The organism is Kribbella turkmenica, from assembly GCF_004348725.1.
Classification (GTDB): Bacteria; Actinomycetota; Actinomycetes; order Propionibacteriales; family Kribbellaceae; genus Kribbella; species Kribbella turkmenica.
Window position 1 is genome coordinate 1 of the sequence record NZ_SMKR01000315.1, and the last position, 2,274, is coordinate 2,274.

Sequence of the window (2,274 nt, forward strand, 5' to 3'; positions counted from 1 at the left end):
TCGACGAACCAGCAGATCATCGCCCGCATCGGCACCCGCCTGCACAACGACAAGGGGCAGCTCGTCCACCTCGCCCCGGACCCGGACAAGCTGCACCTGTTCTCCTCCTCCACCGAGGAGCGCCTCGTCGTTTGACCCTCCCTTCGCGCCTCCCGGCTTGTCGCTTGCCCCTGTGGGCCATTGGGAGAAGGACATACCGGGGGGTGATGGAGCTGCCGTCGGGTCGGCTCGTCCGCGGACGCGGTCTGCGGCACGGCCCGGCGGCAGAACCGTTCCCCGCGTACGGCGTCTATCTGCTCAGCGTGGAAAGCCAGTGGCCGCCCGAAGTCACGGCGATGTGGGCTGCTGGGCAAGCGCCGCGCGCACGACGCGAGCCAGGGTCTCGATGTCGTAGGCGCCATGATGACGTCGGCCGTTCACGAAGAACGTCGGCGTGCCCGCGACCCCGCTTCGGTCCGCCCCGTCGATGTCGCGCGTCACACGTGGCCAGTACTTGCGTCTGCGAAGCTGCTCTGCCACGAGTTCTCTGTCGAGCCCAAGATTGCTCGCATGTTCCAGCATGTCCGGTGCCGTGAGAGCGTCTTGGTGCTCGAACAGCAGATCGTGCATCTCCCAGAACTTTCCGTGAACCGCGGCAATCTCTGAGACCTCCGCGGCTCGTTGGGCATTCTCGTGGACGTCCTCGAGTGGCAGATGCCGGAACACGAACCGAAGGTCCGCGCCGAACTCGGCGAGCAGGGCGCGAATGGCCGCCTCGGCCTGCCCACAGTAGGGGCATTCGAAGTCGCCGTACTCCACCAGCGTGACCGGGGCGTCAGCGGGTCCGCGGATGTGATCGATCTCCGGGTCCACCGGGTCAGACAGGTCGATCAGTGCCGGCGCCTGCCCGGCCATTTCGGAAGCATCCTGCGAAGGCAGGCGTACCACCAGGCGGAAGATCAGCCAGCTCAGACCAGTCGCTAGCACCGACGCGGCGAAGATGCCAAGCTTTGCCTCTTCCAGCGCCTGCCCGTCGAACGAGATCTCGGCGATGAATAACGACACCGTGAATCCGATGCCGGCCACCGCCGCAGTCCCGAACAGCGGTCGCCACGGCACGGTAAGGGGAAATCGGCCCAGGCTGCGGCGGCTGGCCAACCAGCTGGCCCCGGTGATGCCGGTGAGCTTGCCGATGACGAGGCCCACAATGATCCCGATGGTGATGGGCGATGTCGCGGCGTGCCCGACAATCTCACGGTTGAACTCGACGCCGGCATTCGCGACCGCGAAGAGTGGGACGATGAGGTAGCTGGTCACCGGGTGGTAGATCTGCTGCATCCGCTCGTTCGGTGATATCGCGGTGCGCAGTCCGCGCCCAGCCGACCGTGCGAGGCCAGAGGTGGGTTGTTCACGGAACGAACGCCACAGTGAGCTGGCCTGCTGCAGAGCTGATCGCGATGGCGGATACGCCGTCGCAACCAACCCCATCGCCACGCCGGCGATCGTGGCATGTACTCCCGACTCGAGCAGCGCGAGCCAGAGCATGACACCCAGGACAAAGTAGATCGCTCCGTGTGTGACGCCGGCGGCGCGGAACGCCACCACCACAACGAACACACCAACCGCAAGGGCCAAGGGTACGACGTCGAGGTCATCGGTGTAGGCCAGTGCGATAACGGTCAGTGCGCCGACGTCGTCGACGACCACTAACGTCAGCAGAAACACGCGTAGTCGAGGCGGGCATCGCCGCCCGATCAGCGCCAGCACGCCAAGGGCGAACGCTGTGTCGGTGGCCATCACGATGCCCCATCCATGCGCGGCTTCGGTTCCGAGGTTGAACGACAGGTAGATCAGCGCAGGTACGAGCATTCCGCCGAGCGCGGCGACCACAGGCACTGCGACGCGGCGGCGATCACGTAGCTCCCCCATGTCGAGCTCACGCCGAATCTCGAGCCCGGTGACGAAGAAGAACAGAGCCATCAGGCCGTCGTTGACCCAGCCGCGCAGATCTTCACTCACCTCCGCCGCGCCGAGGCGAATCGAAAGCTCCGTGGACCAGACGTCCTCGTAAGTGTGACCCGTCGGTGAGTTCACCCAAGCCAAGGCGAGCAGCACCGCACCCAGCAACACGACGGTGCTGCCGACCTCGGTGGCAATGAACGCTCGGGTCGGGCGGGCGAGGTTGCGCACCCAGGTAGTGCGCCGCGGTGCTTGTGCCTGCGCCATCGGCCGTCCTCTCCTTGACGGTTGTTCTCTGCTTGGGGTGTTCCGCGTCAGCGGTCAGCCGTTTAGGTC

Annotated in this window: 1 protein-coding gene; it reads right to left on the reverse strand. The window is 65.7% G+C overall.

Going from position 1 to position 2,274, the window contains the following annotated elements:
• Window positions 1–327 precede the first annotated feature (327 nt).
• The gene (nhaA, locus tag E1218_RS35515) at window positions 328–2,205 is read right to left on the reverse strand and encodes a Na+/H+ antiporter NhaA (protein ID WP_132327413.1); all 1,878 of its coding nucleotides are present in this window, start codon (window positions 2,203–2,205) and stop codon (window positions 328–330) included.
• Window positions 2,206–2,274 lie beyond the last annotated feature (69 nt).